Here is a 24,159-nt window from a genome sequence, read left to right on the forward strand (position 1 = left end):
CGGCGTGAACGGCAAACGCATTCTCCTTATCGTCGGCGGCGGCATCGCGGCCTACAAGGCCTGCGAACTCATTCGCCTGATCCGCAAAGCCGGCGGCAGCGTCCGCTGCGTGCTGACCAGGAGCGGCGCCCAGTTCGTGACTCCGATGACTCTCGCCGCTCTGTCGGAGCAGCCGGTCCATACCAGCCTCTGGGACCTCAAGGACGAGGTCGAGATGGGGCATATCCAGCTCAGCCGCGAAGCGGATGTCGTCCTGGTCTGCCCGGCGACCGCCGATCTGCTCGCCAGAATGGCCGCAGGCATCGCCGACGATCTCGCCACCACCCTGCTCCTTGCCACCGACAAGCCGGTGATTGCGGTGCCGGCGATGAACGTGCGCATGTGGCTCCACGAAGCCACGCGGCGCAACGTCGCGCAATTGCGTGCGGATGGACTGACGGTGATCGAACCTGACGAAGGCGCGATGGCGTGCGGCGAATATGGGCCGGGCCGGCTTCCGGAGCCGGACGCGATCGTCACGGCGCTCAGCGACCATTTCGCCGCGCGCGCACCGGCGCCGCTGCGCGGAAGGCACGTCCTGGTCACCGCCGGCCCCACCCACGAGCCGATCGATCCGGTGCGGGTGATCGCCAACCGCTCATCGGGGAAGCAAGGCTTTGCGATCGCCGATGCGCTTGCCCGGCTCGGGGCGCGGGTGACCCTCGTTGCTGGGCCGGTCGCGTTGCCGACCCCGGCCGGCATCGACCGGATCGATGTCGAGACCGCAGCACAGATGGCGGCTGCCGTCGACGAGGCGCTGCCGGCCGACGCCGCGGTGCTGGTCGCCGCCGTCGCCGACTGGCGGGTCGAAGCCGCGGACAGGAAGCTCAAGAAGGGCGACGGCCCGCCGCAACTGCACTGGGTGGAAAATCCAGACATCCTGGCGGGGCTGGCGGCAGGCAGAAGCCGCCCTCCCCTGCTGATCGGATTTGCAGCAGAGACGAATGACGTTGTCGAAGCTGCGATCGCCAAGAGGCAGCGCAAGGGCTGCGACTGGATCGTCGCAAACGACGTTTCCGGCACCGTCATGGGCGGCGAGCGCAACCAAATCCACCTCGTCACCGCCGAAGGCGTCGAGCATTGGGACGAAGCGCCGAAGGCGGCGGTTGCGGCGCGGCTGGCGCAGCGTATTGCGGAGCAACTCACCGGAAAGACTGCGTTGCGCTAGACGCCTCGCGCCGGTCCTTGCGCGATGAATGATGCGTCCATGACAAGAAGCGCTTGTCATGCCTTACTCAGGGATTATGGCCGCGCTTCGTCAGGAGCGCATGCCGATCGTGAACGTCGATGTAGAAAAGGCTGCGCATGGGCGACAGATTGGCATTGTCGGCACGTTCGACGTCGAGAATTACGGCGATCTGCTTTTCCCTCTGATCGCCGAAAAAGCTCTCCACCAGCGGGACGAGAGCCTTAACCTTATACCCTTCTCGCTGAATTCGCGAAGTGCCGCCGACTGGCCTTATGATGTGCAGCCGATCGCGCGATTGCCGGAGCGCATTCCCGATCTGCGGGCGCTGTTGATCGGCGGAGGGCAGCTCGTGCGGTTCGACGATGCCTATCCGGTTCCGGTCCCGCCCGGGAGCCGCGTACCGCTGGATTACTGGCTGCTTCCGGCGCTTGCCGGTGCAATCGGCGGCAAGCCGGTCTTCTGGAACGGCATCGGCGCATGGACCGATTCCCCGCGGGCCGCCGGGCTCGACCACATCGTTCAGGAGGCGTTCGCCGCCAGCCGCCTGGTCGGCCTGCGCGACGAAGCCTCGCTTCGGCATCTCGCGCGGATCGCTCCCGATGCTGCCACCAGGTTCGTCCCCGACACTGCCTTCGGCCTCTCCCGTTTGTGGCCGCTCGGCGAGGAAAGCACCGACTATCGCGCGTGGCGGCAGGCGCTCGGGCTCGCAGGCCGCTATGCCGTCGTCCAGGCGAATGCAGCCATGCCGCTTCATGCCGAGGCGATTCAGCGCCAGTTGCGGTTGATGGACATTCCGGCGGCAGTGATCCTGCCGGTCTGCTGGTGTCATGGCGACCGTGCCGACCACGCACCGCGGCTGGAAACGAGGATTCTGCGCAGCTATGCCTGGCTGCATCCGCATCTCATCCGGGAGATCATCGCGCGCTCGGAGATCCTCTTCGGGTCAAGCCTTCACGCCTCGATCACCGCAATCAGCTATGGCGTGCCTCTCGTCCGCGGGGTGCAATATAGCGAACGCAAGTTCGAGCAGTTGCGTCTGTTCGAGGGCGTCGCCGACATCGAGGAGCCTGCCGCGATGCAACGTCTGGCGCACGGCCGCCGCGGCGTCGAAGCGTTGGCGCAGGATTATGCGGACCGGCTGGATCGTTACTGGGACGAAGTTGCCGCCGCCGCGCTTGGCGACTCGAAGGAGCGCGACGAAGCGGCAAGGCTTCGCACCCTCGCCCTCTTCGCGCAATTGTGCGCCGACCGCCAGCGGGGCACCGCCGCGTCACGCCTGCAAACCAGAGCCACGGAGCCGATCATGTTCTTGAAGCGCCGGCGCGCCCATTGGCGCAACAACCTGCTCTTGCTCAACGACCGGCTGAAGCAGACAGTCGGCGGTGCATTCGGTCGGGGCACGCGCGATCCAGCCAAGGAAGGCGGCGCCGCCGAGTGGTCGCCATCCACGGCGCGTGACGGGGGCGGCGCGATCCTCGACATCGCCGCGATCGAGACTGCGGCGATCGCCACCCAACCCTATCGGTGGGCGCACATCGAAAACCTGTTCGCACCCGAAGACGCGCGAACGCTCGCGGAGGCGTTCCCAAGCGACAGCTTTCGCAGGGTCGCCGGCAATGACGGCGAGAAGAGCTACCAATATCTGTCGCGATCCCTGGTTCACATGGGCGCCTCCGAAATCACCCGTCCCGAGCGCCTGCACCCGGCATGGCGGGCGCTGCTCGGCGATCTGCTCTCCAGGCGCTACCGCGAGGCGCTCTCCGAGGCGACCGGCCTCGACCTCGGGAAGGCGCCGATGGAGATCAACGCGATCCATTTCGGCGCCGGCGCCTGGCTTGGCCCGCATGTCGACCTCAAGGACAAGATCGCGACCCACATCCTTTACTTCAACGAGGATTGGGATTCCGCCGACGGCGGCTGCCTGCAAGTCTTGCGCTCGCGCGACGATGCCGATCGGGAGGCCGAGATCCTGCCGATCGTCGGCGGTTCCGCCCTGCTCGTCCGATCGGACGATTCCTGGCATTCGGTATCGCCGGTGGCGCGCGGCTGCCGCACGTCGCGCAAGAACATCAACGTCATCTTCCACCTGCCGGGTTCGATCAGCACGATGTGGCCGCCCGGCGAGAAGCACCGCCTGATCGATTATGCCGGCAGCTGAACGGGCGAGATGAGGATCGTCATCTACGGACTCGCCAAAACGGGTACGACCGCCTTGTTCTCGAAGATCCGCAACTCGCTCCCTCCGACCGCCATCTGCCTGTTCGAGCCGACCGCGCTGCGGGGAAGCATCATCCTGCGCGGACGCCTCATCGCGGCGCTGCGCGGCGATCTGTCCCCGCACGTGCTCGCAAAGGTGCTTCCGCTCGGCGTCATGACCCCGGCGGTCGAGCGCTTCGACCGCTTCGACAAGCAGATCCTCCTGGTTCGCGACCCCCGCGATCGATTGGTCAGCCGCCTCCTTTACGACGCGTACAAACCCGAGTTCGCCGCATCCGATCGGGCGCTCGCCGGCTTCATCCAACGCCTGCGCGCCAAAGAGGCGAACCCGCTCTCCGTGCCGCTTACCGAGCTGATCGGCTGTTTTCCCCAACGTCCATCCGAACGGTTCGACCTCTCCATATGGGCCTCTCACTACCGCTTCGCGATGATAGAGCGATCGTTCGAGTTCCACGACCGCCGGCCCGACATTCAGGTCTTTCGCTACGAGGATCTGGTCGCGAACCGCTTTGCCGGCCTGGAAGCCTATCTGGGCTTTCCGCTCGGCGGGACGGACGCGGTGACGCCCGAACTCGGCCGGGTGTTGCGGACGCGCGGCGCCGGCGCGTGGCGGAACTGGTTCACGCCGGAGGACATTCCGCAGCTGGAGCCTCTCCTCCAACCCTATCTCGACCGTTATTATCCGAACGCCGACTGGCGCCTGGCCGAGGCGCCGTCGGTGGAACGCCGCCATGCCAGCGACTACGTCCTTCGCATCGCCAACGAGCAGCGCGTCGGCCTGGGTCTGCCCGCCTTCGCGCTTCCGGCGGAAACCGGCGCGTGAGCGAGGTTGCTAAGTGGGATGTCGCTTCGTAGCGGTCTTCGCCGAGGCGTCCACCGATCCCACCAGGCCGAACCGGCGAATGCGAGGAACAATGATCGAGATTGAAATCCAGCGACTTCAGCATGGAGCCGACCTTCCCCTGCCCGGTTACGCCAGCGAAGGCGCGGCCGGAATGGACGTGGTCGCGGCGGAGAGCCTGACCCTCATACCGGGCGCCCGCCATGCGGTGGCGACCGGATTCGCGGTCGCCATCCCGCCGGGATACGAGATCCAGGTCCGGCCACGGTCGGGACTTGCGCTGAAGCACGGCATCACCTGCCTCAACACGCCGGGCACGATCGACAGCGACTATCGCGGCGAAGTGAAGGTGATCCTCGCCAATCTTGGGGACGCGCCGTTCGAGATCGCCCGCGGTGATCGCATCGCGCAGCTGGTCCCTGCGCCCGTCCTGCGCGCGTCGTTCGCCGAGGTCGAGGCGCTCGGGGCCACCGCCCGCGGCGCCGGCGGGTTCGGCTCGACCGGCCGGTGAGCCTCACCGACGATCAGCTCGATCGCTACGCGCGCCACATCGTCCTGAAGGAGATTGGCGGCGACGGGCAGAAACGACTGCTCGGGGCCGAGGTGACGGTGATCGGCGCCGGCGGCATCGGCGCGCCGGCGCTGCAATATCTCGCCGCCGCCGGCATCGGCAGGCTGCGCGTGATCGACGACGACACCGTTTCGCTCGACAACCTCCAGCGCCAGATCCTGTTCGGAACCGCCGATGTCGGACGCGGCAAGATCGCCGTCACCGGAGAAGCGCTGGCCCGGCTCAATCCGGATCTTCGGTTCGAGGGCCTGGCCGAGCGGCTGACGGCCGCGAACGTCGCGGCACTGATCGGAACGCCCGATCTGGTGCTCGACGGCTGCGACAATTTCGCCACCCGGCTGATCGTCTCCGATCATTGCACGCGGGCCCGAATTCCTCTGGTGTCGGCCGCGATCGGCCAGTTCCAGGCGCAGATCGGCACCTTCCGCGGCTGGGAGACGGAGCGGCCTTGTTACCGCTGCTTCGTCGGCGACGCATTCGACGCCGACGATTGCGACACCTGCTCGGCGCTCGGCGTGCTCGGCGCGATGGCCGGCATCGCCGGCAGCTTCGCGGCGCTCGAAGCGATGCGCGAGATCGCCGGCTTCGGCGAGCGTGCGGCCGGCAAGCTCCACATCTTCGACGGCCTGCGGCCCGAAATGCGGACGATCCGGATCGTCAAGGATCCCGCCTGCTCCGGCTGCGGCGCTCAGACGGGCAGCTGACCCTCCACATCCTGCAATTGCAGGAGGCTGAGCCCGACCATGGCGATGCCGACCGCAAGATCGAAGCCGCGCAAGGGGCGGATCCGCGCGCCGCGCCTTCTCACCAGCATGTCGATCAACGTCACCAGCAGGATGGAGAGGCCGCAAAGGCCCATGATCGCGGCCAGGATCGCGAACGGCCAGGTCAGTGCGCCTCCAAAGCGGCGGAAGAACGGCCACAGCAGCATTGCGAGGAGACCGGCGCTGGTGCCGATCCCGCTCGCCCGGGCGAAACTCCAGCCGCGCATCAATCCTTCTTCTTGACCGCGGCCTTCTTCGCCGGCGCCTTCTTGGCGGGTGCCTTCTTGGTGCCGTCCTTGGCCGCGGCAGCCTTCTTGGCGGGTGCCTTGCGGCCCTTCTTGGCGGGTGCGCCCTTGGCCGCACGATCGTCGATCAGCTGGGCGGCCTCCTCGAGGGTCAGGGCATCCGGCTGCACGGACTTGGGCAGGGTCGCGTTGGTGGTGCCGTCGGTGACATAAGCTCCGAAGCGGCCTTCCATCAGCTTGATCTCGGCCTCGGTGCGCGGGTGCGGACCAAGGATCTTGAGCGGCTCCCGGGCGGCGCCGCGACCGCGCCCACCGCCCGCGGCGGCCTCGGCGAGCTTGACCACGGCGGCGTTCATGCCCGTCTCGAACACGTCGGCCGTCGAGCTCAAACGGGCATATTTGCCGTCGTGAGCGAGATAGGGCCCGTAGCGGCCGATCGAGGCGGTGATCGGATTGCCGGTCTCCGGATGCAGGCCGATCGTCCGCGGCAGCGAGAGCAGGCGCAGCGCCTGGTCGAGATCCACCGCGGCCTGGCCGATATCCTTGGGGATCGAGCCGCGCTTGGCCTCCTTGCCATCGCCGAGTTGCACATAGGCGCCGAAGCGGCCGGTGCGCAGGCTGACCTCCTGCCCGGTTTCCGGATCGGTGCCGAGGATCGCGGGCCCGGCATCGGCGGCACCAGCCTCATCGCCGCCCTGGCCAAACTTGCGGGTGAACTTGCAGTCGGGATAATTGGAGCAGGCGACGAACGCGCCGAAGCGACCGCCACGCAGCGCCAGCCGACCCTCGCCGCAGGCCGGGCACACGCGCGGATCGCTGCCGTCTTCCTTGTCCGGGAACAGCCAGGGCGCCAGGAACTCGTCCAGTGCGGCCGTCACCTCCGACGGCTTCTGCTCCATGATCTCGACCGTCTTGGGCTTGAAATCGCGCCAGAAGGCTTCGAGCACCTTCTGCCACTGCGCACGCCCCCCGGACACGTCGTCGAGCTCATCCTCGAGGTGGGCAGTGAAATCGTAGGAGACGTAGCGCTCGAAGAAGCGCTCCAGAAAGGCGGTCAGCAGCCGTCCGCTCTCCTCGGGGGTAAAGCGGTTCTTCTCGAGCAAGACGTAGCCGCGATCCTTCAAGGTCTGGAGGATCGCCGCGTAGGTGGAAGGACGGCCGATGCCGAGCTCCTCCATCTTCTTGACCAGGCTCGCTTCCGAATAACGCGGCGGCGGCTGGGTGAAGTGCTGCTCGGAGGCGACCCGCTTCTTGGCGGGCGCGTCGCCCTGCCGCAGCCGCGGTAGCCGACGCGCATCCTCGTCCTGCTCGTCGTCCCGGCCCTCCTCGTAGAGAGCGAGGAACCCGGGGAAGAGCACGACCTGGCCGGTCGCACGAAGAGCATGCTGACCGGTGCCGTCGGCGAGTTCGGCCGTGGTGCGTTCGAGCCGCGCCGACGCCATCTGGCTGGCGAGCGCCCGCTTCCAGATCAGGTCGTAGAGCCGGGCATGATCGCCCGAGCCGGCGCGGTCCTTGCCGAAATCGGTCGGCCGGATCGCCTCGTGGGCTTCCTGGGCGTTCTTGGCCTTGGTTTCGTAATGGCGCGGCTTGTCCGGCACGTAGCCGGCGTCGAAGCGATCGGCGACCGCCTTGCGGGCCGCGGAGATCGCTTCGGGCGCCATCTGCACGCCGTCGGTCCGCATGTAGGTGATCGCGCCGTCCTCGTAGAGCCCCTGCGCCACCCGCATCGTGTGGCTTGCGGAGAAGCCGAGCTTGCGCGCCGCCTCCTGCTGCAGGGTCGAGGTGGTGAAGGGTGCTGGCGGATTGCGGCTGAGCGGCTTGGTCTCGACGCTGGTGACGGTGAAATGGCCGGCCTCGACCGCAGCCTTGGCGGCGTCGGCCATGCCCTTGTCGCCGATGCTCAGCCGATCGAGCTTGGCACCGTTGAAGCGGACCATCCGCGCCATGAATTCCTGGCCGTCCGCCTCCATGAAGGCGGTGACGCTCCAATATTCCTGGGCCTTGAACAGCTCGATCTCGCGCTCGCGATCCACGATCAGGCGCAGCGCCACAGACTGCACGCGTCCGGCCGATTTCGCGCCCGGCAGCTTGCGCCAGAGCACCGGCGACAGAGTGAAGCCGACCAGATAGTCGAGCGCGCGGCGCGCCCGGTAGGCATCGATCAGATCTTCGTCGAGCGCCCGCGGCTTCTGCATCGCCTCGGTCACCGCCGTCTTGGTGATCGCGTTGAAGGTCACGCGCTCGACGTCCTTGGGCAGCACCCGCCGCTTGCGCAGCACTTCCTGAACGTGCCAGCTGATCGCCTCGCCCTCGCGGTCGGGGTCGGTGGCGAGGATCAGTGCGTCGGCGCCCTTTGCCTCGTCGCTGATCGCCTTCAGCTGCCGCGCTTTGTCGGCATAGGTCTCCCACTCCATCGCGAAACCGGCGTCGGGATCGACGGAACCGTCCTTCGCGGGCAGATCGCGGACGTGACCGTAAGAGGCCAGCACGCGGTAGCCGCTGCCCAGATACTTCTCGATGGTTTTGGCCTTGGCCGGGGATTCGACGACGACGAGCTTCATTGCGCAATTCGATCCTTCATACGTACGCGCGAGAGTGGGGATCGCCTCCGCCGCCCGTCAAGCGCCTGTCGGCGACCCTCTGATGCGGCTAGGAACGACGCATGACGATCGATCCTGCCGCCCTGGAAAGGCTCGAGACGCAGCTGCGCCTCGACCACGACATGCCCCCACGCGCCTACCACAATTTCAGCCACGTCGAGGATTGCCTGACGAAACTGGACGACGTCGTGGATCTCGATCCTCGCGAACGGTCCCTCCTCCGCCTCGCGATCCTGTGGCACGATTCGATCTACGATCCCACCCGCAGCGACAATGAGGAACGCAGCGCCGCACGCGCGGTCGCGGAGCTGACGAAGAACGGCGCCGCAGCGAAGGACGCGCAGGAGATAGGGCGCCTGATCCAGCTGACCAAGGGACACCAAGTGGCGCCGGGCGACCGGCTCGGCGCGATCCTGGTCTCGATCGACCTCTCGATCCTCGGCGCGGAACCGGCCCGCTACGAGGCCTATGCCCGCGCGATCCGCGAGGAATATCGCCACGTGGCCGAGCCGCTCTATCGCGCGGGTCGCAAGCAGGTTCTCGCGCATTTCCTCGCGGCCGACCCGCTTTACCCGCACGCGCCGCTCGACGCCCGCTACGGCGCGCAGGCCCGGCGCAACATGGCGGCGGAAGCGTCGGCGCTCGGCTGAGCCGGCGCGTCAGGCGAAGACCTCTTCGAGCGTGTGGCGATCGCCGCCGCGCAACTCGCAATAGCCGATTGCCGCGCACCATCCGGCGACCATGGCGAGGCTGATCATGAAATTCGTGGCCACCCCGATCGCGCCGAAGCCCCCGATCAGGGCTTCGTCGAACAGGAAGGCGACGACCAGGCTGAGAAGCAGCGGGATGTAGACGATCACCATTGCACCGAACACCGCAAGGCCATGGCCCTCGGTCGAAAGCCAGCTCTCGCGCAATGCGTCCCCCGTTCCTTGATTGCGACTGATCAGCAGCGGCACCGCGGCAAACCATCGGGTCAGCAGGTACAGACCGGGGATGACCAGCAGCACCAGTCCGAGCAGGATCCCGAGCGTCGACACCAGCTGAAGGACGAACACCGGCAGGGCGCCGCTCCGCTCGCCCGCGGCCCAGCGTTGATCGATCAGGCGCCGAGTCAGGTAATATTGCGCGGCGAAGGCCGCGAGGCTGTCGATGAAGGTCGGCCGCGACTCGGCATTGGCGGCGACCGCGTCCAGAGTGACGCTCACCGCCGTCAGCAGGAGCACGACGGTCCCGCACAGGCCGGCATTCGCCCGCATCAACCTGGCGGTCCTGCCGAGAATCGCCCCGACGGAAATCTCGCTCATTCTTCCCCTTCCCCTATCAGATTGCGCTCGCCTTTCCGCCCGCATGCCGCTCCAGGCGGCCGGCAAGCTCCAGTTCGAGCAGGACGGTGTGGACCACCGCCGGCGGAAGGCCGGTCTGGCGGATCAGTTCGTCGACCGGAACCGGAGTCGCGTTGAGCAGGCCCGCGATCGCGCTTCGCGCCTGGTCGTCGGCATCGATCGCCGCCGCCGGCGGGTCATAGGGCAGATCCCGCTGGCGGAACGGCCCGATCCGGCCCGGGCTCAGGGCTTCCAGCACATCGTCGGCATTTTGAATCAGGGTCGCGCCTTCGCGGATCAGGCCGTTGCAGCCCTGCGCCCGGGGATCGAGCGGAGATCCGGGCACCGCCATCACCTCGCGGCCGAAATCGGCGGCGAAGCGCGCGGTGATCAACGATCCCGATCGCGGCGCCGCCTCCACCACCACAGTGCCCTGGGCGATCCCGGCGATGATCCGGTTGCGCGAGGGAAAGTGCCGGGCGCGCGGCTCGGTACCGGGCGGCTGCTCGGCGACGAGCAGGCCGCGTTCGGCGATCGCGCGCTGCCGTGCCTCGTTCTCCGGCGGATAGAAGACGTCGATGCCGCCGGCGACAACGCCGATCGTTCCGCTGTCCAGGGCCCCGTCATGGGCGGCAGTGTCGATGCCGCGGGCGAGCCCCGAGACGATCACCGCGTCCAGCTCGCCCAGGCGTTGGGCCAGCATCCTGGCGAATCGGCAGGCTGCGGCGGACGCGTTGCGCGCCCCGACCACGGCCACCAGGGTGCGATCGAGCAGCGAGAGATGGCCCTGGACGATGATCGCCGGCGGGGCGCTCTCGGTCTCGGCGAGCAGGGCCGGGTAGGCCCCCTGCCCGACGAAGAGGTAGCGTGCGCCGAGCTTCGCCACCGCCTCCATCTCCGCTTCGATCGCGGCACGGCTCGCAAGTTTCGGCGCGCGTCCGCCGCCACGCGCGGCGAGATCCGGAATTGCGGCGATCGCAGCGCCCGCCGAGCCGAAGCGGGCGAGCAGCTGGAAATAGGTGATCGGGCCGATATTGTCCGAGCGGATGAGGCGGAGCCGGGCGACTTCGTCCTCGTAGGCGCCCGTGTCAGCCATGCTTGGCTGCGCCGATGCGGGGCTCGGTCCCGGCCAGCAGCCTGCGCAGATTGTCGCGGTGCTTCCACCAGACCAGCAGCGCCAGACCTAGGAACATCAGGGCAAGATCGTAGCGCCCGAGCAGAGCCGCGGCGATCGGCGCGCTCAGCCCTGCCGACATGCCCGCAAGCGAGGAGATGCGAGTCACCGCCAGCAGTCCGATCCAGACCAGGGCGTAGCTGAGCGGCGCGACCCAATGGAGGTCGCCGAGGATCGCGAAGGCGAGAACCAGGCCCATGAAGGTCGCGACCCCCTTCCCGCCCGCGAAGCGCAGCCAGACCGGAAACATGTGGCCGAGCAGGGCCGCGATCGCAGCCAATTGCGCCGTGCCGGGCACGAAATGCTCCGCCAGCAGAACGGCCGCGGTTCCCTTGAAGAGATCGAGCAGCAGAGTGGCCGCTGCCAGCCCTTTGCGGCCGGTCCGCAGAACGTTCGTCGCGCCGATGTTTCCCGAGCCGATCTTGCGCAGGTCTCCGGCGCCGGTGAGGCGGGTCAGCAGGATGCCGAACGGGATCGCGCCCAGCAGATACGCAAGGAGGAAGGCCAGCAATGGACCGGCTGCCGTATCGATCGTCACCATCTACTCCCCGAAGGCGCCGGAATGTAGCGGATCGCCTCGGGGGCGCAACATTTTCGGGCACGATCGGCCGCCGCTTGCGCTTGTGCGGGTTCGCCCTGTAGCGGGCGGCGATGCGTGATCCCCGGCCGCTCCTCGTCTTCGATTCCGGAATCGGCGGCCTTTCCGTACTGCGCCCGCTTCGGGCGTTGCTGCCGACCGCGCCGATCGTCTATGTCGCCGACAGCGCGGGCTACCCCTACGGCACCAAGAACGCGGCCGAGATCGAAGCGCGCGTGCCGGCCCTGCTCGGCCGCCTTGCCGAGCGGTTCGACCCCGAACTGATCGTCATCGCCTGCAATACGGCTTCGACGATCGCGCTCGACGTCGTCCGTGCGGCGCTCGATCTTCCGATCGTCGGCACCGTGCCGGCGATCAAGCCGGCTGCGGCCGTCTCTCAGACACGCGCTATCGGCGTTCTCGGCACCGAAGCGACGGTGCGACAGCCTTATGTCGATCGTCTCGCCGCCGAATTCGCCGCCGATTGTACGGTCGTGCGACATGGTTCGGCGGAACTGGTCGATCTCGCCGAAGCGAAACTTCGCGGCGAGCGCACCGATCCCGCCGCCTTCGCCCGAATCCTCGACGCGCTCTATGCAAGCGAAGGTGGCGCGCGCATCGACACGATCGTGCTCGCCTGCACCCATTTCCCGCTGGTGGAAGACGAACTCGCCGCCGCCTCGGCGCGGCCGATACGCTTCGTGGACGGCAAGGAGGGAATTGCCCGCCGGACCGCCTGGCTCACCCGCGATCACGTCTGGCCGGCGGAGGCGCCGGAAGGGCGCGCCGTGTTCACGGGCCGAACGACGGCGATCGAGCCTTACCGCACGGGCCTCGCCGCCTTCGGCCTGACCCGCGTAGAAACACTTTGAAATCATCGCTCTTGCAGGTCGGCTTCGGCTAGCCATGTGAGAGCGGAATCGCTATGGGTTGGCAACGAGCCCCGGGGAGCGGACTTTTGGATTATCAGCGGATTTTCGCGCAGGCGATCGACCGGCTTCATGCCGAGGGCCGGTATCGGGTGTTCATCGACATCCTGCGCAACAAGGGCGCCTTTCCGAACGCGCGCTGCTTTGCCGGGCATAACGGCCCCAAGCCGATCACCGTGTGGTGTTCGAACGATTATCTGGCGATGGGTCAGCATCCGTCGGTGATCGCGGCGATGGAGGAGGCGCTGCACGATGTCGGTGCCGGCTCCGGCGGCACCCGCAACATCGGCGGCAACACCCATTATCATGTCGATCTCGAGGCCGAGCTCGCCGATCTCCACGGCAAGGAAGCGGCGCTGCTGTTCACCTCGGGCTACATTTCGAACGAGGCGACGCTCTCGACGCTCGGCAAGCTGCTGCCGGGCTGCGTGATCTTTTCCGACGAACTCAACCACGCCTCGATGATCGCCGGCATCCGCACCTCGGGCTGCGAGAAGCAGATCTTCCGCCACAACGATCTGGCGCATCTCGAAGAGCTGCTCGCCGCCGCCGATCCGGACGTGCCCAAGCTGATCGCGTTCGAGAGCGTCTATTCGATGGACGGCGACGTCGCCCCGATCGCCGACATCTGCGATCTCGCCGACAAGTATAATGCGATCACCTATCTCGACGAGGTCCACGCCGTCGGCATGTACGGTGCCCGCGGCGGCGGCATTTCGGAGCGGGACGCGGTCGCCCACCGCCTGACCATCATCGAAGGCACATTGGGCAAGGCGTTCGGCGTGATGGGCGGCTACATCGCCGCCGACAGGAACATCGTCGACGTGATCCGCTCCTATGCGCCCGGCTTCATCTTCACGACGTCGCTGTCGCCGGTGCTGGTCGCCGGCGCGCTCGCCAGCGTCCGCCACCTCAAGGCGTCCAGCGCCGAGCGCGAGGGCCAGCAGGCCGCCGCCGCGCAGCTGAAGACGATCTTCGCCGACGCCGGGCTGCCGGTGATGGCATCGACCACCCACATCGTGCCGCTGATGGTCGGCGATCCGGTCAAGGCCAAGAAGATCAGCGACATCCTGCTCGCCGAATACGGCGTCTACGTCCAGCCGATCAACTATCCCACCGTCCCCCGCGGCACCGAACGCCTCCGCTTCACCCCGGGCCCAAGCCACGACACCGCGATGATGCGCGAACTCGCCGAGGCCCTCGTCGAGATTTGGGACCGGCTCGAACTCAGGGTGGCTGCCTAACCAGCACGAGCGCTCCCCTGCTCTCGCGTTTCGTGTCGGAACTCGCGATTGCGGGCGAACACCCGTTCGCCTAGAGAGGCGTCTTCATTCAAAAGCGGAGTCTCGCGGCGTGGCTGAGCGTATCGCCATCGTTTCCGATCATGCAGCTTATCCGATGAAGGTCGAGCTCGCCGAGCATCTGCGTAGGCTCGGCTATGACGTGCTCGATCTCGGCACCGCCTCGACCGACAGCGTCGATTATCCGGATTACGGCTACCGCATGGCCAGCGCCATCGCCGGCGGCGAGGTGGAGCGCGGCATTGCGCTCTGCGGATCGGGCATCGGCATCTCGATCGCGATCAACCGCCATCCCCAGTGCCGCTGCGCCCTCATTTCCGACGGGCTGTCTGCCCGCCTCGCCCGCGAGCACAACGATGCCAACGTGCTGGCACTCGGCGCCCGGCTGATCGGCATCGAGACGGCGCGCGACTGCATCGCGCAATTTCTCGCCACCCCCTTTGCCGGCGGCCGCCACCAGCGCCGCGTCGACAAGCTCACCAACCCCGATTTCGCGAAGGAGCCCGCATGAGCACCCGCCCAGCCAATGATCTGCCCGCCAACGATCTGAGCGACGTTCAGCCCGACGGCTTCTTCACCCAGCGCCTCCGTGGCGCCGACAGCGCGGTGGCCGATGCGATCGCCGCCGAACTCGACCGCCAGCAGAACCAGATCGAGCTGATCGCCTCCGAAAACATCGTCTCGCGCGCCGTGCTCGAAGCACAGGGATCGGTGCTGACCAACAAATATGCCGAAGGCTATCCCGGCCGCCGTTACTATCAGGGCTGCGCGCCGTCGGACTCGGTCGAAACGCTTGCGATCGAGCGCGCCAAGCAGCTGTTCGGCTGCGGCTTCGTCAACGTTCAGCCGCATTCCGGCGCACAGGCGAACGGTGCCGTGATGCTCGCTCTGACCAAGCCGGGCGACACCATCCTCGGCCTCTCGCTCGACGCCGGCGGCCATCTCACCCACGGCGCCAAGCCGGCAATGTCGGGCAAATGGTTCAACGCCGTCCAATATGGCGTTCGCAAGGAAGATCATCTGATCGACTTCGATCAGGTCGAGAGCCTCGCCAAGGAGCACAAGCCGCGGCTGATCATCGCCGGCGGCTCGGCCTATCCCCGCCACATCGATTTCGCCCGCTTCCGCGCGATCGCGGACGAGGTCGGTGCGCTGCTGATGGTCGACATGGCCCACTTTGCCGGGCTCGTCGCCGCCGGCGAGCACCCGACGCCCTTCGGCCACGCCCATGTCGTCACCACCACCACCCACAAGACGCTGCGCGGTCCACGCGGCGGCATGGTGCTTACCGATGACGAGGACATCGCCAAGAAGATCAACTCGGCCGTCTTCCCGGGTCTGCAGGGCGGGCCGCTGATGCACGTCATCGCCGCCAAGGCGGTCGCCTTCGGCGAAGCGCTGGAGCCGGGCTTCAAGACCTATGCGAAGGCGGTGATCGCCAACGCCAAGGCGCTTGCCGGGCGGCTTCAGGAGCGTGGTGCGGCGCTCGTCGCCGGCGGCACCGACACCCACCTCGCGCTGGTCGACCTCACCCCGCTCGGCATCACGGGCCGCGACGCCGACGAGGCGCTCGAGCGGTCGGCGATCACCTGCAACAAGAACGGCATTCCGTTCGATCCGCTCCCGCCGATCAAGACCAGCGGCATCCGCGTCGGCTCGCCGGCCGGTACCACCCGCGGCTTCGGCGTTCCGGAATTCCGCGACATCGCCGACATGATCGCGGACGTGCTCGACGGCCTCAAGGCCAACGGCCATGACGGCAACGCGGCGGTCGAGGCCGAGGTCAAGGCGCGGGTGCGTGCACTCTGCGCCCGCTTCCCGATCTACCAGGATTAAGCCCGGCTTTGCGTTGCCCTTTCTGCTCCCATGAAAACAGCCAGGTGAAGGATAGCCGTCCCAGCGAGGACGGCACCTCCATCCGGCGCCGGCGCCAATGCGAGGATTGCGGTGCCCGTTTCACCACCTTCGAGCGCGTGCAGTTGCGCGAGCTCAACGTGGTGAAATCGGGCAGTCGGCGCGAGCCGTTCGACCGCACCAAGCTCGATCGCTCGATCGCCATCGCCTGCCGCAAGCGGCCGGTGCCGCAGGAACGGATCGATCGTCTCGTCTCCTCGATCCAGCGCCAGGTGGAGACGAGCGGCGAGAGCGAGATCGACTCCACGCGCATCGGGGAGATGGTGATGGACGGTTTGAAGGCGCTCGATCCGGTCGCCTACATCCGCTTCGCCAGCGTCTACAAGGATTTCACCGAAGCACGCGACTTCGAGGAATTTGCCGGCTCGGTCGGCGAGATCGGCCGCGAGTGACGACCTCCGCCCCTCCCCCGGCGATCGTGCTGGTCCGTCCGCAGCTCGGCGAAAATATCGGCAAGGCCGCGCGCGCGATGCTGAATTTCGGCCTCACCGACCTGCGGCTGGTCACACCGCGCGACGGCTGGCCCAATCCCGCGGCCGGCCCGGCGGCATCGGGCGCCGACATCGTGCTCGAGCAGGCGCGCGTCTATGACAGCGTCGCCGAAGCGGTGGGAGACTGCGTCCACGTTTATGCGACCACGGTGCGCAAGCGCGGCCTGGTTGTGCCGGTCGTCACACCGGAGGAAGTCGCCCGCGAGATCCGCAAACAGGCGGAGCCTTCGGCGATCCTGTTCGGCGCCGAACGTGCGGGGCTCGAGACCGACGAGGTCGCCATCGCCGGCAAGATCGTCACGGTGCCGATCAACCCGGAATTCCGCTCGCTGAACCTCGCCCAGGCGGTGATCCTGCTCGCTTATGAATGGTCCAAGCATGGCGATCTGCTGATCCCGACCGAGGGCGACGAGCACGAACCGCAAGCGACGCAGGGTCAGCTCGAAGGCCTGATCGGGCAGCTCGAGGACTCGCTTGATGCCGCCGGCTATTTCTACCCGCCCGATCGCACCCCGGCGACCAAGAACACGATCCGCACCCTGATCACCAAGGCCGGATGGTCAAACCGGGAGGTGCAGGCGATGCGCGGCATGGTCCGCGCCCTGGTCAATCCGCGGCCACCGCGCGACTGAGCGCAACGGTCTTCCGGCCTCTTCCCGCGAGAAGAGGCCGGATCAGGCCTGTGCGGCCGGTGTCGCGTCGAAGCGGCCTAGCTCGTAGGCGATCGAGCTCTCGACCAGCCGCTCCCACAGATTGGCGACAAGCTCAACCGGCACGTCGAGCTCGCGGGCGTGATCGGCCACGTTGCCGAGCACCTGCGCCTTGCGGCCCTCGTCGCGAACCGTTTCCCGCTCCGTCTTGATGCGCGCGGCGGCGTCCATGTAGCGGAAGCGCTCGGCTATCAGCTCGACGAGCAAGCGATCGAGACTGTCGACGCCGGCGCGTACTTCGGACATGGTCCGGCACTCTGCCGGCGGAGTGATATCGAATTCCATGGCGGCCGCTTAGAACGAGTTCGGCCGACGGGAAAGGGCTTCGCGGCTTCCGACGCGCAGAGCGGTCGATGGCCACGCATCCACCCGCTTTTGCTTGACTTCTCCAGACCTCGCCGCCATGTGCCGGCCTTCGCAATTGGCCCCGCACTCCGGTGAAGCGGTGGCCGCGTCCGGTGCATGCCGGGCGGTGCGGTTCCGGAACACAGCAACCAAGCAGATTGGACCGACACATGAGCAAGCGCAGCAGCGCCAAGTACAAACTCGACCGGCGCATGGGCGAGAACGTCTTCGGACGTCCGAAGAGCCCGGTCAACAAGCGCGAATACGGCCCCGGCCAGCACGGTCAGCGCCGCAAGGGCAAAATGTCCGATTTCGGCATCCAGCTCCGCGCCAAGCAGAAGCTCAAGGGCTATTACGGCGACGTCACCGAGAAGCAGTTCAAGAAGACGTTCACCGAAGCCGCCCGCATGAAGGGCGACACCTCGCAGAACCTGATCGGCCTGCTCGAGCGTCGCCTCGACATGATCGTCTATCGCGCCAAGTTCGCGCCGACCATCTGGGCCGCCCGTCAGATCGTCAGCCACGGCCACATCCGCGTCAACGGCGTGAAGTGCAACATCGCTTCCCGCCGCGTGAACGTCGGCGACGTGATCGAGCTCGGTCCGAAGGCGCGCGAGATGGCGCTGGTGCTGGAAGCGCAGGGCCTCGCCGAGCGCGAGATCCCCGATTACGTCAGCCCCGATGGCGCCGCCAAGGTCACCTACACCCGCGTCCCGACGCTGGACGAGGTGCCCTATCCGGTGCGCATGGAGCCGAACCTGGTCGTGGAATTCTATTCGCGCTGATCAGGCTCGACCTCGAAGCTACCGACGGCCGTCCCCTTGGGGGCGGCCGTTTTGCTTTGGATCTCTCCACACGGCTGCTCGTCAGGACGCATGCTTGCGCGGCTTCGGCCGGAATGCCAAAGCGCGGGCACAAAGCCGCCTGGAGGAAGTCGCCCGATGTTCGCCGAACGCCTGCCACGAACCGCTGCCGCATTCCTTCTGATGGGCACCGCCGCCGCCACCTTGGGTGCGCCCGCGTCCGCGGCTGGACTGGTCCCGATCTCGCTCGAAACCGTCCGGTCCGCGACGCGGACGATGTCCGATGACAGCTTCGAAGGGCGCGCGCCGACCACCGCCGGCGAGGAGAAGACGGTCGCCTTCATCGCCGACCAATTCCGCAAGGCCGGGCTGAAGCCGGGCAACAAGGGTGGCTGGTATCAGAACGTACCGTTGGTCGAAAATACCGCCACGCCGTCGCAGATGACGATCGCCGGCGGCAGCGCACCGCTCACCTTCGATTATCGGAAGGACTTCGTCGCCAACACCTATCAGGTGCAGCCGCGCACCGAGCTTGCCGGTTCGGAGCTCGTCTTCGTCGGCTACGGCATCAATGCGCCGGAGCGTGGCTGGAACGATTATGCCGGCCTCGACGTGCGCGGCAAGACCGTGGTGATTCTGGTCAACGATCCCGACTGGCAGGAGTCCGGCCTCGAGGGCCGCTTCGGCGGCAAGGCGATGACCTATTACGGCCGATGGACCTACAAATATGAGGAAGCCGCGCGGCAGGGCGCCGCCGGCGCGCTGATCGTCCATCAGACCGAACCGGCGGCCTACGGATGGAACGTCGTCCAGTCCTCCTGGACCGGCGCGCAGTACAATATGGACGATCCCAAAAACCACATGGACCAGTCGAAGCTGGTCGGTTGGCTCACCGAGGATGCGGCCCAGCGCCTGTTCGCCGCCTCGGGCAAGGATCTGACGGCGCTGGCCGCGGCGGCGAAGCAGCCGGGCTTCAAGGCCGTCCCGCTCGGCACCAAGGTTTCGATCCGTCTCGACAACCAGATCAAGCGCCAGGCCTCGCGCAACGTGGTCGGGATCCTCCCCGGCGCCAAACGCCCGAACGAATATGTCATCTACACCGCCCATTGGGACCATCTCGGCCGCTGCGACGCCGATCCGGCGGGCGACGACATCTGCAATGGCGCCGTCGACAACGCCAGCGGCACCGCCGGATTGATCGCGCTCGCCGAGGCGCATGAGAAGGCCGGCGCCGCCGACCGCTCGATCGTCTTCGTCGCCGTAACCGGGGAAGAATCGGGCCTGCTCGGATCGCAATATTATGCGGAGAACCCGATATATCCGCTCGCCAGCACAGTCGGCGGGATCAATATGGACAGCCTCAGCCTGGCCGGCGACGCACGCGACTTCGTCGCCGTCGGCGGCGGCAAATCCGAACTCGACGACTATCTCGGCCGTGCGCTCAACGGCCTGACAGTCAAGCCGGAGCCTTCACCGCAGGCAGGCTATTATTATCGCTCCGACCATTTCAGCCTCGCCAAGAAGGGCGTGCCGATGCTCTACGCGAAGCTCGGCAACGATCTCGTCAATGGCGGCACGGCCGCCGGCGAGGCGTGGCAGGCGAAATATCGCGCGGAACGGTATCACGGCCCCAATGACGAGTTCGACCCCAATTGGGACTGGTCGGGCGCGCTCCACGAGTTGCAGATCTACTGGCAGATCGGCCGTGATCTCGCCACCGGATCAAGCTGGCCGAACTGGAACGAAGGCGACGAATTCCGCGCGATCCGCGATCGGTCGCGCAGCGGAGCGGCGGCACGATGAACCTGCGTCAGATCGCCGAGTGGGGCGAGCACGAATTCGTCTGGATCGGCTTTCCGAGCCACGCCGATCTTTGGCTCGAGGATCTCGCCGCCGCCCAGGCCGAGGTCGCCGCATTCGCTGCGGCGGTGCATGCCGATGGGCTTGGCGAAGAGGTGCGACTGGTCGCCGCCGATCCCGCGGCCGCCCGCCGCGCCGCCGAGCTCGCGCCGTTCGCGACGGTGGTGCAGGAGATATTCGGCGACATCTGGCTTCGAGACACGGGCCCGATCATCCTTGGCCGTGGCGCAAATCGGGTTCCGAGCTGCTTCCGGTTCAACGGATGGGGCGGCAAATACGATCTGGAGGGCGACGACACGATCGGCCTCCGGCTCGCCAACAGCGCCGGCCTCGATCCGCGGGCTCACGACTGGATCCTCGAAGGCGGCGCGATCGACGCCGACGGCACCGGCCTTCTCGTCACCACCGAGCAATGCCTGCTCAATCCGAACCGCAACCCGGGTCTCGATCGCGCCGCGATCGAGGCGCGTCTGCGCGAGGATCTCGGCGCCGATCGCATCCTGTGGCTCGGCGAAGGCCTGCTCAACGATCATACCGATGGCCATGTCGACAATCTCGCCCGCTTCATCGGCGAGAACCGGCTTGCTCTGCCGAGCCCCGCGGGACACGACGATCCGAATGCTGCCATCTATGCCGACGCGCGCCGGCGGGCCGAGGCAGCGGGTGTCGAGGTGGTCCCGGTCCCCTCCCCGGGAGCCGTCGAGCGCGATGGCGAGATTGTTCCGGCTTCCTATATGAACTTCTACATCGGCAATGCGGCGGTCGTGATCCCGGTCTACGGCGCGCCGAACGATGACGCCGCCGTCGAGGCGATCGGCGCACTCTTCCCCGGCCGCAAGGCGGTGGGCCTGCGCGCCGATCATGTTCTCACCGGGGGCGGCAGCTTCCACTGCATCAGCCAGCAAATGCCGGCCTGATGCCTTCAGGATCCCTCTACGCACTATGACCACGATCACCGTCGCCGCCCTCCAGCTCGCCTTCACCGACGATGTCCAGGAGAATATCGCCGCCGTATCCGAGCTGGTCCGCGAAGCTGCGGCCAGGGGTGCGAAGCTGATCCTGCCGCCCGAGCTGTTCGAGGGTCATTATTTCTGTCGCACCCAGGACGAGGGCCACTTTACCCGCGCCCTGCCCGCCGATGAGCATCCCGCGGTGCTGGCGATGCAGAAGCTTGCCGCAGAACTCGGCGTCTACATTCCGACCAGCTTCTTCGAGGCCGACGGTCATCATCACTACAACAGCCTGGCGATGATCGACGATCAGGGCGCGGTGATGGGCGTCTATCGCAAGAGCCACATTCCCGATGGCCCGGGCTACTCGGAGAAATTCTATTTTCGGCCCGGCAACACCGGCTTCAAGACGTTCAAGACGCCGTATGGCAAGGTCGGGCCGGCCGTTTGCTGGGACCAATGGTATCCCGAGACCGCGCGCGCGCTGATGCTCGACGGCGCCGAGATCCTGCTCTTCCCGACCGCGATCGGCACCGAGCCGCACGATCCCGATCTCGACACCAGCCGCCTCTGGCGCCGCGCGATGATCGGCCATGCCGTCTCCAACGTCGTACCGGTGGTCGCCGCCAATCGCATCGGCACCGAGCATGGCCAGCGTTATTACGGCAACAGCTTCATCTGCGACGAACGGGGCGACATCCAGGCGGAGTTCGGTGCAAGCGATACCGGCGTGCTGGTCGCAACGCTCGATCTGGCGCAGGCCCGTGCCCATCGTGCCGCGTTCGGCTTTTTCCGGGATCGCCGGCCGGAACTCTACGGCCGCATCAGCCAGGACATCTGACGAACGGACGGTCGCGACAGACTGTCCGCGACCGCCGGTCTGCGATACGCTCGGCCGCATGATGTTCGCCAAGCAGCTTCGGGAGGGCGTACGCGACGGCCGGATCACGTGCAGCGTCCGGATCTGGACCCGGCCGCACGTCAAGGTCGGCGGCCGATATTCGCTGGAAGGCGGCTACGTCGTCGTCGATGCTATTCGTCCGATCGCGCTTGGTGACGTCACGGGTGATCTTGCCCGCCGGTCCGGTTTCGCGGGCGTCGTGGATTTGCTGAAAACGGCCCGCCACGGCAGCGGCAGCAACATCTATTTCGTCGAGTTCCATTACGAACCGCCGGCAGAGAGCCCTGAAGCAACCTGATCTTTACGCTTGCCGGAGCAGGGAACGGAAAAGAGCGGGCTTTTCACGCCGCCGGACTGTATCCGTCCTATAATGGCGGCTGGAGTTGGAGCGTAGCCGATGCGTGTGTTTGCTTTGCTTTTGCCATTGCTGGCCTTGGTCGCCGCACCTGCCGCTGCGTCGCCGCAATATCGGCTGGCCGAGCAGAAGCTCGCCGCGATGGCCGCGGAAAATCCCGGCGAATACGGCATTGCCGCCGTCGATCTCGCAACCGGCGAGACGATCAGCTTCAACGGCAACGAGCCGTTTCCGATGGCGAGCACGATGAAGGTAGCGGTGGCCGCCGCCTATTTGTCTGATGTCGACGACGGCCGTCGGTCGCTCGACGATGTCATCGCCGGCGTCAGTGCACGGACGCTGATGGAGCAGATGATCACGCGCAGCGACAATCGCGCGACCGACCTGCTGATTGCGCGGCTCGGCGGCCCGGCGGAGATCCACGCCTGGCTGCGTGCCCACGGCTTGAGCGGCATTCGTGTCGACCGCACGATCGCCCAGTTGCTCGCCGCGCGCCGCGACCTGCGCGACGTTCGGGACTCGAGCACCCCGACAGCCATGCTGCGTCTGCTCCGGACCATCGACGGTGACGAGGCGCTGTCGCCGGCCAGCCGCCGCATCCTGCTCGACATGATGAGCCGCTGCCGCACCGGATCCAATCGGATGCGGGCGCTGCTGCCCGCCGGCACCAAGGTCGAGCACAAGACCGGCACGTTGTCCGGCTATACCGGCGATGTCGGTTTCGTAACACTCCCGGACGGGCGGCGCATCGCGGTGGCGCTGTTCGCGCGCGGCGGCGTCAATCGCCCCGCCGTGATCGCCTCGGCCGCGCGCACCATCTACGACGCCTTCGACGCCGAGACCCCGAGGGTTCGCACCGCCGCGAGGATGACCTTTCCCGCCAAACCCGCGCCGCGCCCCGCAGCAAGTTGCGCCACGACCGGCGAGAGGTCGCTTTCCCAGATCGTCCGGGAAGCAACCGAACCAACCAATCTGCTGGCCGCACGCGGCTGCAATTCGGGCTCGGCTGTCCGGGGTCGCAGCGCACCGAGCCGCTGAGCAGCCCTCTTCAGCCCCGTCGCAGCTGTTTCAGGCCGGCATCGATCCAGCCAATATCGCCATCGAAGAAACGTCGCAGCGACCATCCGGCCGCCTCCTCCCGGGTCAGCTGTCGCGCCGGGGCCGCACGGGCGGCGGGGTTGGCGCCCCGGCCGAAGGAGCGGTACTCGGCGTAACGAGTCGTCGGGAGACGGTTGGACGTGCCCGGATACCATTCGCGCCAGCCCTCCGGCATCACCTGCGCATCCATCCGCGTGCGCAGGAAGACGACGCTCGCATAATCCCGCCATGGCCGACCAAGCGAGACGTTGCGGGCTGCGGGATCGGCAGTGAGCGTGCAGCGATCGAAAACGTAGCCGCTATCCTCTTCGGCCGATGCGCGGCTCTGGGCCGTGTACCAGACGTCGCCATGCGCGAGACCATGGATCCGGCACTCGCGGAAGTAGGCCTTGGCGTTGCCGAAGATGAAATCGACATGCCCCTCGATATAGCAATTCGAGAAATAGTGTCGCGCCATGCGGCCGTTCTTGCCCTTGTTGGCAAACAAGGTGTCCTGATGGCCGAGCAGGCGTACGCGGGTGACCACAGCGCGGTCGCCGGTGAGTGACAGAGCCACCGCCTGGGAGGGTGGGTTCCCGGGCACCAGCCACCAATCGTTCTGGATGGTGAGATTGGCGATTCGAAGATCATCGCCACTCGCCGTCACCGTGGCCGAGTTGAACGTGCCGCCGGCGCTCTTGGCGGAATCTCCGTAGACGAGAATCGTCGCATCCGGCCGCTTGCCGGTGCCGATCAGGGTCACGCCGGGTCCGCTGATCGTCAACTTCTCGCGCCAGGTTCCCGGCGCGATTCTCACGACCCCACCGTCCGCCGGCAGCGCGTCGATCGCTGCCTGGACACTGCGATAGGCGCCGCGTTCCGAGGCAGACACGATCAGATCGCGGGCTTGCGCAGGCGGGGCCGCTCCGGTCAGCAGACAGCCGGCGATCATGATCGCCGCAAGCAAAGCCTTCATGTCAA

Annotated in this window: 25 protein-coding genes; 18 read left to right on the top strand and 7 right to left on the bottom strand. The window is 67.0% G+C overall.

The genetic code is table 11. The features are described 5' to 3' along the window. Nucleotides 1-4: 4 nt before the first annotated feature. From coaBC to ETR14_RS25505, 5 genes are all read left to right on the top strand, one after another. A complete protein-coding gene (coaBC, locus tag ETR14_RS25485) occupies nt 5-1,207 on the top strand; it encodes a bifunctional phosphopantothenoylcysteine decarboxylase/phosphopantothenate--cysteine ligase CoaBC (RefSeq protein ID WP_129390765.1) in 1,203 nt (400 codons plus the stop codon). 100 nt (nt 1,208-1,307) lie between these two features. Further along, nucleotides 1,308-3,386: a polysaccharide pyruvyl transferase family protein gene (locus ETR14_RS25490; RefSeq protein ID WP_165356613.1), complete on the top strand. Its 2,079-nt coding sequence runs from the start codon at nt 1,308-1,310 to the stop codon at nt 3,384-3,386. A 9-nt stretch (nt 3,387-3,395) separates the two neighbouring features. After that, a complete protein-coding gene (locus tag ETR14_RS25495; RefSeq protein ID WP_129390771.1) occupies nt 3,396-4,268 on the top strand; it encodes a hypothetical protein in 873 nt (290 codons plus the stop codon). Between the two features lie 91 nt (nt 4,269-4,359). After that, on the top strand, nt 4,360-4,797 hold the full coding sequence (gene dut, locus ETR14_RS25500; protein ID WP_129390774.1) for a dUTP diphosphatase: 438 nt from the start codon (nt 4,360-4,362) through the stop codon (nt 4,795-4,797). Then, nucleotides 4,794-5,561 (top strand): HesA/MoeB/ThiF family protein, encoded by a 768-nt coding sequence (locus ETR14_RS25505; RefSeq protein WP_129390777.1) that lies wholly within the window; start codon nt 4,794-4,796, stop codon nt 5,559-5,561. The genes dut and ETR14_RS25505 overlap by 4 nt, the downstream gene beginning before the upstream one ends. Here the strand turns inward: ETR14_RS25505 and ETR14_RS25510 are convergent. Both ETR14_RS25510 and topA read right to left on the bottom strand, forming a co-directional pair. Then, nucleotides 5,546-5,848 carry a hypothetical protein gene (locus ETR14_RS25510; RefSeq protein WP_129390780.1) on the bottom strand — a complete coding sequence of 101 codons (303 nt, stop codon included), beginning with the start codon at nt 5,846-5,848 and terminating at the stop codon, nt 5,546-5,548. The two genes, ETR14_RS25505 and ETR14_RS25510, sit on opposite strands and share 16 nt — an antisense overlap. Continuing rightward, nucleotides 5,848-8,427 carry a type I DNA topoisomerase gene (gene topA / locus ETR14_RS25515; RefSeq protein WP_129390783.1) on the bottom strand — a complete coding sequence of 860 codons (2,580 nt, stop codon included), beginning with the start codon at nt 8,425-8,427 and terminating at the stop codon, nt 5,848-5,850. The genes ETR14_RS25510 and topA overlap by 1 nt, the downstream gene beginning before the upstream one ends. Before the next feature lie 101 nt (nt 8,428-8,528). Between topA and ETR14_RS25520 the strand changes: the two genes are divergently transcribed. Continuing rightward, nucleotides 8,529-9,116 (top strand): hypothetical protein, encoded by a 588-nt coding sequence (locus tag ETR14_RS25520; protein WP_206185917.1) that lies wholly within the window; start codon nt 8,529-8,531, stop codon nt 9,114-9,116. A gap of 9 nt (nt 9,117-9,125) precedes the next feature. Here the strand turns inward: ETR14_RS25520 and ETR14_RS25525 are convergent, their stop codons facing one another. Genes ETR14_RS25525 through plsY form a run of 3 tightly spaced genes read right to left on the bottom strand, consistent with a single transcriptional unit; the run spans nt 9,126 to nt 11,506 of the window. Next, nucleotides 9,126-9,773 carry a glycerophosphoryl diester phosphodiesterase membrane domain-containing protein gene (locus ETR14_RS25525; RefSeq protein ID WP_165356614.1) on the bottom strand — a complete coding sequence of 216 codons (648 nt, stop codon included), beginning with the start codon at nt 9,771-9,773 and terminating at the stop codon, nt 9,126-9,128. Nucleotides 9,774-9,789: 16 nt separating this feature from the next. Then, entirely contained in the window at nt 9,790-10,887 is a 1,098-nt protein-coding gene (dprA, locus tag ETR14_RS25530; protein WP_129390789.1) for a DNA-processing protein DprA, read from the bottom strand. Further along, nucleotides 10,880-11,506 (bottom strand): glycerol-3-phosphate 1-O-acyltransferase PlsY, encoded by a 627-nt coding sequence (gene plsY / locus ETR14_RS25535; RefSeq protein WP_129390792.1) that lies wholly within the window; start codon nt 11,504-11,506, stop codon nt 10,880-10,882. Before plsY ends, dprA begins: the two co-directional genes overlap by 8 nt. 110 nt (nt 11,507-11,616) lie before the next feature. Between plsY and murI the strand changes: the two genes are divergently transcribed. The 6 genes from murI to ETR14_RS25565 all read left to right on the top strand — a co-directional run bounded on the left by murI (nt 11,617) and on the right by ETR14_RS25565 (nt 16,809). Next, nucleotides 11,617-12,414 (top strand): glutamate racemase, encoded by a 798-nt coding sequence (gene murI / locus ETR14_RS25540; protein ID WP_129390795.1) that lies wholly within the window; start codon nt 11,617-11,619, stop codon nt 12,412-12,414. A gap of 86 nt (nt 12,415-12,500) precedes the next feature. After that, nucleotides 12,501-13,715, top strand: a complete 1,215-nt coding sequence (gene hemA, locus ETR14_RS25545; protein WP_129390798.1) for a 5-aminolevulinate synthase — start codon at nt 12,501-12,503, stop codon at nt 13,713-13,715. 109 nt (nt 13,716-13,824) lie between these two features. Next, nucleotides 13,825-14,283, top strand: a complete 459-nt coding sequence (gene rpiB / locus ETR14_RS25550) for a ribose 5-phosphate isomerase B (RefSeq protein WP_129390801.1) — start codon at nt 13,825-13,827, stop codon at nt 14,281-14,283. Beyond that, nucleotides 14,280-15,608 carry a serine hydroxymethyltransferase gene (gene glyA / locus ETR14_RS25555; RefSeq protein WP_129390804.1) on the top strand — a complete coding sequence of 443 codons (1,329 nt, stop codon included), beginning with the start codon at nt 14,280-14,282 and terminating at the stop codon, nt 15,606-15,608. Before rpiB ends, glyA begins: the two co-directional genes overlap by 4 nt. Nucleotides 15,609-15,616: 8 nt before the next feature. Beyond that, nucleotides 15,617-16,078, top strand: coding sequence for a transcriptional regulator NrdR (gene nrdR / locus ETR14_RS25560; RefSeq protein WP_129390807.1), 462 nt, complete (start codon nt 15,617-15,619; stop codon nt 16,076-16,078). Continuing rightward, on the top strand, nt 16,075-16,809 hold the full coding sequence (locus ETR14_RS25565) for an RNA methyltransferase (RefSeq protein WP_243455686.1): 735 nt from the start codon (nt 16,075-16,077) through the stop codon (nt 16,807-16,809). The genes nrdR and ETR14_RS25565 overlap by 4 nt, the downstream gene beginning before the upstream one ends. Nucleotides 16,810-16,851: 42 nt before the next feature. Here the strand turns inward: ETR14_RS25565 and ETR14_RS25570 are convergent, their stop codons facing one another. Continuing rightward, complete coding sequence (locus tag ETR14_RS25570; RefSeq protein WP_243455687.1) at nt 16,852-17,172, bottom strand: chorismate mutase; 321 nt, start codon at nt 17,170-17,172, stop codon at nt 16,852-16,854. Between the two features lie 230 nt (nt 17,173-17,402). Here ETR14_RS25570 and rpsD point away from each other — a divergent pair, with 230 nt between their 5' ends. The 6 genes from rpsD to ETR14_RS25600 all read left to right on the top strand — a co-directional run bounded on the left by rpsD (nt 17,403) and on the right by ETR14_RS25600 (nt 23,139). Beyond that, nucleotides 17,403-18,017, top strand: coding sequence for a 30S ribosomal protein S4 (gene rpsD, locus ETR14_RS25575; protein WP_129390810.1), 615 nt, complete (start codon nt 17,403-17,405; stop codon nt 18,015-18,017). 156 nt (nt 18,018-18,173) lie between these two features. Next, the gene (locus tag ETR14_RS25580; protein WP_129390813.1) at nt 18,174-19,838 is read left to right on the top strand and encodes a M28 family metallopeptidase; all 1,665 of its coding nucleotides are present in this window, start codon (nt 18,174-18,176) and stop codon (nt 19,836-19,838) included. Then, entirely contained in the window at nt 19,835-20,812 is a 978-nt protein-coding gene (locus ETR14_RS25585; protein WP_129390816.1) for an agmatine deiminase family protein, read from the top strand. The genes ETR14_RS25580 and ETR14_RS25585 overlap by 4 nt, the downstream gene beginning before the upstream one ends. A 25-nt stretch (nt 20,813-20,837) precedes the next feature. Beyond that, nucleotides 20,838-21,686: an N-carbamoylputrescine amidase gene (aguB, locus tag ETR14_RS25590; protein ID WP_129390819.1), complete on the top strand. Its 849-nt coding sequence runs from the start codon at nt 20,838-20,840 to the stop codon at nt 21,684-21,686. Nucleotides 21,687-21,744: 58 nt separating this feature from the next. Continuing rightward, the gene (locus tag ETR14_RS25595; protein WP_129390822.1) at nt 21,745-22,044 is read left to right on the top strand and encodes an ASCH domain-containing protein; all 300 of its coding nucleotides are present in this window, start codon (nt 21,745-21,747) and stop codon (nt 22,042-22,044) included. A gap of 99 nt (nt 22,045-22,143) precedes the next feature. Next, nucleotides 22,144-23,139, top strand: a complete 996-nt coding sequence (locus ETR14_RS25600) for a serine hydrolase (protein WP_129390826.1) — start codon at nt 22,144-22,146, stop codon at nt 23,137-23,139. A gap of 10 nt (nt 23,140-23,149) precedes the next feature. Here ETR14_RS25600 and ETR14_RS25605 read toward each other — a convergent pair whose 3' ends face one another. Then, the gene (locus ETR14_RS25605; RefSeq protein ID WP_129390829.1) at nt 23,150-24,154 is read right to left on the bottom strand and encodes a pectinesterase family protein; all 1,005 of its coding nucleotides are present in this window, start codon (nt 24,152-24,154) and stop codon (nt 23,150-23,152) included. Nucleotides 24,155-24,159 lie beyond the last annotated feature (5 nt).

The sequence above is a fragment of the Sphingosinicella sp. BN140058 genome (genome assembly GCF_004135585.1).
Lineage (GTDB): Bacteria > Pseudomonadota > Alphaproteobacteria > Sphingomonadales > Sphingomonadaceae > Allosphingosinicella.